The sequence below is a fragment of the Microbacterium sp. genome, assembly GCF_043427715.1.
GTDB lineage: Bacteria > Actinomycetota > Actinomycetes > Actinomycetales > Microbacteriaceae > Microbacterium.
In genome coordinates this window covers 1-6,976 of sequence record NZ_JBHWTD010000030.1, presented here as the reverse complement: position 1 = coordinate 6,976, position 6,976 = coordinate 1, and the positions used below count along the sequence as shown (strand labels likewise).

10 protein-coding genes are annotated in these 6,976 nt (G+C 64.5%); 3 read left to right on the top strand and 7 right to left on the bottom strand.

Annotated features, from left to right (window positions below):
* Window positions 1-49 precede the first annotated feature (49 nt).
* From ACHFGS_RS03075 to ACHFGS_RS03060, 4 genes are all read right to left on the bottom strand, one after another.
* Window positions 50-862, bottom strand: coding sequence for an AAA family ATPase (locus tag ACHFGS_RS03075; protein WP_394278280.1), 813 nt, complete (start codon window positions 860-862; stop codon window positions 50-52).
* The gene (locus ACHFGS_RS03070; RefSeq protein WP_274647582.1) at window positions 862-2,247 is read right to left on the bottom strand and encodes a Mu transposase C-terminal domain-containing protein; all 1,386 of its coding nucleotides are present in this window, start codon (window positions 2,245-2,247) and stop codon (window positions 862-864) included. Before ACHFGS_RS03070 ends, ACHFGS_RS03075 begins: the two co-directional genes overlap by 1 nt.
* Window positions 2,248-2,252: 5 nt before the next feature.
* Window positions 2,253-2,846 carry a recombinase family protein gene (locus ACHFGS_RS03065; protein ID WP_274647536.1) on the bottom strand — a complete coding sequence of 198 codons (594 nt, stop codon included), beginning with the start codon at window positions 2,844-2,846 and terminating at the stop codon, window positions 2,253-2,255.
* 280 nt (window positions 2,847-3,126) lie between these two features.
* Window positions 3,127-3,486 carry an ArsR/SmtB family transcription factor gene (locus ACHFGS_RS03060; RefSeq protein WP_394278277.1) on the bottom strand — a complete coding sequence of 120 codons (360 nt, stop codon included), beginning with the start codon at window positions 3,484-3,486 and terminating at the stop codon, window positions 3,127-3,129.
* Window positions 3,487-3,539: 53 nt separating this feature from the next.
* Here ACHFGS_RS03060 and ACHFGS_RS03055 point away from each other — a divergent pair, with 53 nt between their 5' ends.
* Together ACHFGS_RS03055 and ACHFGS_RS03050 are read left to right on the top strand one after the other, a co-directional pair.
* Window positions 3,540-3,839, top strand: coding sequence for a hypothetical protein (locus ACHFGS_RS03055; protein WP_344230588.1), 300 nt, complete (start codon window positions 3,540-3,542; stop codon window positions 3,837-3,839).
* Window positions 3,840-3,971: 132 nt separating this feature from the next.
* Window positions 3,972-5,846 carry a heavy metal translocating P-type ATPase gene (locus ACHFGS_RS03050; protein WP_394289127.1) on the top strand — a complete coding sequence of 625 codons (1,875 nt, stop codon included), beginning with the start codon at window positions 3,972-3,974 and terminating at the stop codon, window positions 5,844-5,846.
* Window positions 5,847-5,931: 85 nt separating this feature from the next.
* On the opposite strand, the gene ACHFGS_RS03045 is transcribed toward ACHFGS_RS03050, so the two are convergent.
* The 3 genes from ACHFGS_RS03045 to ACHFGS_RS03035 are packed head-to-tail and all read right to left on the bottom strand — an operon-like array spanning window position 5,932 to window position 6,595.
* Entirely contained in the window at window positions 5,932-6,063 is a 132-nt protein-coding gene (locus ACHFGS_RS03045) for a hypothetical protein (protein ID WP_274647532.1), read from the bottom strand.
* A 5-nt stretch (window positions 6,064-6,068) separates the two neighbouring features.
* Window positions 6,069-6,266 carry a TSUP family transporter gene (locus tag ACHFGS_RS03040; protein WP_274647531.1) on the bottom strand — a complete coding sequence of 66 codons (198 nt, stop codon included), beginning with the start codon at window positions 6,264-6,266 and terminating at the stop codon, window positions 6,069-6,071.
* Window positions 6,263-6,595 carry a hypothetical protein gene (locus ACHFGS_RS03035; RefSeq protein WP_274647530.1) on the bottom strand — a complete coding sequence of 111 codons (333 nt, stop codon included), beginning with the start codon at window positions 6,593-6,595 and terminating at the stop codon, window positions 6,263-6,265. Before ACHFGS_RS03035 ends, ACHFGS_RS03040 begins: the two co-directional genes overlap by 4 nt.
* Window positions 6,596-6,802: 207 nt before the next feature.
* On the opposite strand from ACHFGS_RS03035, the gene ACHFGS_RS03030 reads away from it, so the two are divergent.
* The gene (locus ACHFGS_RS03030) at window positions 6,803-6,976 is read left to right on the top strand and encodes a recombinase family protein (protein WP_394289126.1); all 174 of its coding nucleotides are present in this window, start codon (window positions 6,803-6,805) and stop codon (window positions 6,974-6,976) included.

Below are 6,976 nucleotides of genomic sequence, written 5' to 3'. Positions count from 1 at the left end.
CTGTGGAGTTCGTCGCTCTTTGGCGGCGTTCTGTGATGGCTTTGCGTCGCTAGTTTCCGATGACGAGGATGCTGGCCGCGGCTTCAACGACGTCGTCGGTGATCGTGTCGAGCTGGTTGATCTTTAGTACCCGGGTGATCTGGGGGAAAAGTCGTTCGAGGAGGCGGAAGTTGCCGCGGGTGATTCGTTCGATCGCGGCGACGGCCTGCGCGTCGGTGAAGTCGTCAAGGTCAAGGACCTTACCTAACCGTTTCCAGTGGCGGTCCAAGACGAAGAGCAGTTCCTCGCGGCCCAGGGTCCGGTACTGGTGTGAGAATCCAAGTCTGCTGAAGAGTTGCGGGTAGTGACGGAAGCGCTCGTCGATGCCCGGCATTCCGATCAGGATGATCGCGAGGTGGGTGCGGTCGTGTTGGTCACGAAGCAGCTCGAGGGCGCTCGGCGTGAGTCGTTCGGCTTCGTCGATGATGAGCAGCTCAATGAGGCGCTTGACGTCGTTCTGCCTGGACGAGGCGGCGTCTGTGCTGAGCGACCTGAGGTGCTCGTCGGCGCAGATGCCGACTTTCATCTGCCAGTGGTCGATGTCGCTCATGAGGTCTTTCGGGCGGCAGAGGACTTCGGGTGTGTAGAAGACGGTGCGAGATCGGTTCGCGATTGCATAGTGTTTGGCGTCGTGGTCTCCGCGGGGGCCCCACTCGTCGATATAGGGCTCGAGGATGTCCCAATTCGCGTACCGGCGCGCGGAGTTGGTTTTCCCGACGCCAGCTGGACCGTGGCAGATCCCGATCGTTTTGTCCTTTCGGACGGCGTTGGCGAACTCGGTGAAGCGTCGGTGCTCCTTTGTGACGATAAACGCGTGGCTCATCATTCGTCCTCCTCGTAGGTGCGCAACCGGGGCCGCCTCGGTGCGGAGTCAGGTGTGCGGGTTTCCTCGCGGTGAGCGACCCTGGGGATGCGGTCATTGATCGTGCGACGTAGTTCCCGGCGCCGTGCTCGGCGTGCGGTTTCGATGTCGCGGAGGCTGAGGCGGAGGTTCGGGTGGGCTTCATCGATGGCGGTGCAGATGAACGTGTCTCGGTCGTAGACGCGAATCTCGGAGATGTCGCGGGGGTCGTAGCGGATGGTGATCGTGTGTCCGACGAAGGGTGCCAGGGTTGGGGCGAGGTACCGCTGGCCTTGGAAGTGGATACCGTCTCGTTGGACGACACGATTCTTCGGGACCGTGAGAAGGAGCCCGTCGAGTTCCTCGAGGCTGTCAGGCATGCGGGGAAGCCAACCGTCCGCGATCCATGCCTCTTTCGGAGAAATTCCGAGTTCGCTATGGGTGCGGTCGTTGTAGGTCGCGATGAAGGCGCTGATGGCACGATCAAGCTCTGTGAGATCGATGACTGGCTTCGGGTTCCTGTTCCCGCGGCTCATATGCCCGGGCAAAGTTGCTAGAAGCTCGGAGTTGACGGTGCGGAAGAATCGCTCGACCTTCCCGCGCCCCTGTGGCCGGCCGACCGTGGAATGGATGATCCGCACGTGCAGCGCGATGGCGGTGCGTTCCAGGTGGCGGCTGGTGAAGTCGGAGCCGTGATCGACATGGAGAACGTCGGGAATCCCGCACATCGCCCAGGCAGGGTCGGTCTTGCGCCAGATCGCCTGCCGGAGTGCGAGGGCGGTGTTCATCGCGGAGGGTGCACCCGTGAACACCATGTAGCCGCAGATCGCGCGGGAGTGATCATCCAGCACGGTCGTCAACCAGGGCCGATCGGGTTTCCCGTCGGCATCGACGATGAGGATATCGAGTTCGGTGTGATCGGACTGCCACGTCTGGTTCGGGTGCTCGGCGCGGCGACGAAACACGAGTTCGTGCTTGTTCCGGTACGACGCCGGCCCCTCCAACGCAAGCGTGACCAGGGCCGGGTCAAGTTCCATCACGATCTCTCTGACCGTCGAGTAGCTCGGCGCGGGGAGCTCTCGTTGCGTCGCATCGGCGGCGGCGAGGCGATGGAGGGTAGCGAGGGCGGGGCGAGGTTTGGTTAGAGCCAGGCGTTCGATGAACGCCACGGTCTCGGGCCGTGTGCGTCGCACCCCCTGGTCACTGCGGGGATGAGAGTCGAGCGCGGCGGGGCCGCCGTCGCGGTACAGCTGGTGCCAGCGTTGAAGCGTTCTTGCGCTGATCCCGCAATCCCGGGCGAGGACGGCGAGCGGGATCTGGTCTTCGACATGCAGCCGAAGGATCCGCCACCGCTCATCCCCATCCAAGATCGCTACATCGTCGAGGTACGTGACGCGTGCGCTTGCTGATGCCGGTACAGCGTCGCGCGGCTCCACCCCACGAGACGAGCCGCCTCTTCCGCGGTGCGGCCCCTAGACCGAGCCTCAGCCACAAGCTGCAACTTCTCCGCGATCACGACCGGGTCGGACAGGGGTCGACCGAACCGGGTTCCGTTTTGACGTGCGGCCGCGATGCCGGCGTTGACCCGCTCGACTATCAGTTCGCGTTCGTACTCCGCCAAAGTGGCCAGCATGTTCAGCATCAGCCTGCCCGTTGAGGTCGTCGGGTCGATGCCATCCGAGATGGACCGAACGTGCACGCCTCGCTCGCGCAGCAGGTTGACCGTGTTCAGCACATCGATGAGCGATCGCCCGAGGCGGTCGACCCGCCAGACGACGACGGTGTCGCCCTCGGCTGCGTGCTCGAACAGCTTCCTCATGCCGGGGCGCTCGCTCGCCTTCCGACTCCCGGAGGTCACGTCCCTGAAGACATCCCGCTTCTGCACTCCCGCCGCCACGAGCGCGTCGAGTTGAAGCTGCGCATCCTGGCTCGTCGTACTCACTCGCGTGTACCCCAGAAGCCTCATACGCTCAGTATGACTCAGAAAACCCCTCTGCAAACGCATGTGAGACAAAACGCGACGAGACGAATTATCAAGACAGAAGGACCCACGAGATTGCGCCCGAATCAACCGCGACTCTTCGGGCCTGGGCCGTGTCTCGAAAAACTGTTCTTAACCAAGACGACGCCTCATGATGCAGGTAACGCAATCTTGCTCGCCTTTCGTCAGACGACGGGAGCATTGCGTCGCGTTTTTTCTTCGACAGGCCGTACCTCCTCACGGGCGGCGAACAAGGTTGCTTCGCTCAGAAGTCGACGCTGAAGACGGTGCGCAGTGCGTCCATCGCCTCGGGGCGTGCCTTGTAGTAGACCCAGACGCCGCGCTTTTCCCTGTCGACGAGTCCGGCGTCGTGCAGGATCTTCAGGTGGTGGCTGAGGGTCGATTGTGAGAGGTCAAAGCCCTCGGTGAGGTCGCACATCGCGCACGCCTCGCCGTTCCCGTGCGAGAGCACCATGGACATCAGGCGCAACCGAACGGGGTCTGCCAGAGCCTTGAGCATCCGGGAGAGCGGTTCCGCCTGCGCGGGTGTGATCGGCTCGCGGGACAGCGGCGTGCAGTAACCCAATGCACTATCCACGGGAAGCACCAAGAGGGACGTCGACATGTCTCCATCCTCTCAGACTTCGACACTTTGACAAGTATCGAAGTCTGAGTAGCATGGAATCGGACTTCGAAGATGATCGAAGTCATGTCGATCGAAGGAGAGATCCCTTGAATGCACCCGCCGACCTCGTCCGTTCCAAGTACCGCGCCCTCGGGGGCGGATGCGTGAGTTGCTCCGGTGACCTCGTCGCAGTTGAGGCACTCCCCGGCGTGCAGAAGGTCGATGCCCTGGTTTCCGGTGTCGTCCTGGTCACCCACGACGGCACCGTCACTGAAGCCGCCGTGATCGAAGCAGCAAGGAAGGCCGGCTTGGCCCTATCGGCGACGGGGCCGGCTCGCCCGGTTCGCGCCTGACCTGCTGCTACCTCCCCACGAGCTGAAAGAGGAAAGACCAGGATGAGTACTGACGCGAGCACGCCGTCACAGGTGGCCGAACCAGCAGCCCCGCGGCTGGTTCGCCGTACATGGTGGCGGAAACCCGAAACGGTGACCCTCGCGGTGGCGGCAGTGCTGCTGGCCGTGGGCTTGATCGTGGAGTGGACGATCCACTCCGAGCCGGTCGCGCTGGCGCTGTTCTGGGCGTCGATCATCGTCGGCGGTGTCTATCCGCTCCGCAGCGCAGTGCGGGCGGTGCGCAACAAGCGCCTGACGATATCCGTGTTGCTGGTCGTGGCCGCGATCGGGGCGATCGCGCTGGGCGTCATCGAGGAGGCCGCGATGCTCGTCGTCATCTTCAGCCTGGGTGAAGCGATGGAGGCCTACGCCACCGACCGTGCGCGCGGGTCCATCAGCGCACTCATGGAGCTGGCACCCCCGACCGCCAACCGAGTCACCGACGGTAGCCAGACCGAGACCGTCGCGGTGGAGGAACTGCATCCCGGTGACGTGGTGCTCGTGCGCCCCGGTGAACGCCTGCCCACTGATGGCGTCGTCGCCGAGGGTGTCTCCTGGGTGGACGCCAGCCCGGTGACTGGAGAGTCGGTGCCGGTCGAGGCCACTGTCAGCACCGAGGTCTTCGGCGGGAGCCTGAACGGCAACGGGGTGCTGCGTGTGCAGGTCACCAAAGAGCACTACGACACCGTGCTCGCCCGAGTGATCGAGCAAGTCGAGGAAGCCCAAGCCAAGCGGGGCGGAGCCGAGCGGTTCGCCGACAGGTTCAGTGCCGTCTACACGCCCGCGATGTTCGTCCTGGCCATCGTCGTGGCCCTGGTGCTGCCGCTGCTCGGGTTCGAGTGGCGCGAGGCGATCTATCGGGCACTCGTCGTCCTGGTCGTCTCCTGCTCGTGCGCGCTGGTCATCTCCGTGCCGGTCAGCGTCGTCACCGCGATCGCCCGCGGCGCGCGCGATGGCATCCTCATCAAGGGCGGGATCTACCTCGAACGACTGGCCGACATCAAGGTCGTCGCTTTCGACAAGACCGGCACCCTGACCCGCGGCCGGCCTGCCCTGGCAGGCGTCACCCCCGTCGGCGACGTGACAGAGCACGATGCCCTGGCCCTGGCGGCCGCGGTCGAGGGCGGCAGCGAGCACCCCATCGCCAGCGCGATCGTCACCGGCGCCCGCGCCCACAACCTCACGATTCCCGCCGCCTGGAACGCCCGCGCGCTGCCCGGTGCCGGCATGGAGGCCACGGTCAACGGCCGCGCCCTGCACATCGGCCGTCCCACGGCCGCCGACCGCACCGACCCCGACGTTGGGCGTGCGGTCTCTCAAGCCGAGGCGGAAGGCCGTACCGCAGTCGTGCTCCGCGACGCCAGTCGACCGTTGGCCGTGGTGGCAGTGGCCGACCAGCTGCGCCCCGACGCGCAGAGCACCATCGACGAGCTGCGTGCGCTGGGGATCAAACGGATCCTGATGCTCACCGGCGACAACACCACCGTGGCCAAGTCCACCGCCACAGACCTGGGACTCGACGATTATCGCGCCGAACTGTTACCCGAGGACAAGTCCGCCGCCGTGCTCGAGCTGCGCAAAACGTACGGCGTGATCGCCATGGTCGGTGACGGCGTCAACGACGCCCCCGCACTGGCCAACGCCGATCTGGCCATCGCAATGGGCGCCGCCGCCACCGACGTCGCACTGGAGACCGCCGACGTCGCCCTCATGGCCGACGAGCTCGACCGGCTCCCCGCCGCGATCCGCCTCTCGCGCCGCGCCCGGAACAACATCAAGATCAACATCGCGCTCAGCCTTGCTGTTGTGGCGGTTCTGATCGTCGCAGCCCTCGCAGGCTGGATGTCGCTGACCACCGGTCTCCTGCTGAACGAAGGCAGCGCCGCACTGATCATCCTCAACGGCCTACGCATGCTGGCCCCGGGCCGCGGCGAAACACGCCGGAAGCGGATAACTACAATCACCTGACCACGCTCGCGTGACGGCCGCCCGGTAAGGGATCCTCCGCGGGTCGTACCGGGGATAGGTCTCCTGAGGTCGGTGGAAGGCGTGCCTACTGGTGGTTCCAGACCTTGATCGAGGACAGCAACAGGAGCAGGACGAGCAGTGGGATGAGGATCAGGCTGGGGATCACATCGAGGAGGAAGCCGCCGGCGATTGTGCCGGCGATCGATCCCGCCGTCATCGCGATCAGGAACCGCTTGTTCTGACCGAGCACCTGTAGCGGGCGAAAGCGACCAGCATGGTCGGCAGCGAGACCAGCAGAGAGAGGCTTCCGGCGATCTTGATGTCGGTGCCGTAGAAAAGCACGATCGTGGGGATCAGCAATTCCCCACCGGCAACGCCCATCAGTGCCGCGAAAACGCCGATAAGGCTACCGGCGATCACGCCGAGGATCGTCCGGGGACCAGGGGCAGGTTCAGGGGTTCGACGGCGAAGAAGTGGGTGACGAAGAGCAGGATCGCGATCAGCACCAGTAGGACCGCGATCACCCGGTACAGGGCCTTCCAGCCAAGTCTCGTCGCCCAGTGCGCGCCGACCCACGCGCCGATCAGGCTTCCGGCCAGCAGGTTCAGGACGATGTACAAGTACGGGGAGAGCTCGGCCAGTGGCACGCTGATCAGCCGTGCGGGGATGGCGGTGATCACGACGATCAGGCTCATCGCCTTGTTCATGATGATCGCGGGCAGCGCGGCGAACCCGAACACACCGATCAACTCGCCGCTTTCGCCATCGGAGCGTTCATCTTTCCATGAGCAGTCCCGCTGAAGGATCGCTATATGGGACGCAATCCGGGCTATCCACGTCGACTCGCCGAGGCCGGAAATTCCGCACTTCGGTGTCTTGTCCGCCGTCCCATATAGGGTGTCCGGAAGAAATCCCACTAGGGGTGGCCTATATGGGACCGTATTTGGAGGTGCCGAGTGATCGTCGGATACGCGCGAGTCTCGACTATCGCGCAGGACGTCGAGATGCAGCGTCAGGCGCTACTTGAGCTCGGTGCCGAGCCAGAGCGGATCTACACGGACGAAGGCTTCTCGGGTAAGTCGCTCAACCGTGCTGGGTTGCGAGAAGCGATGGCCGCGGTTCGTGAGTAG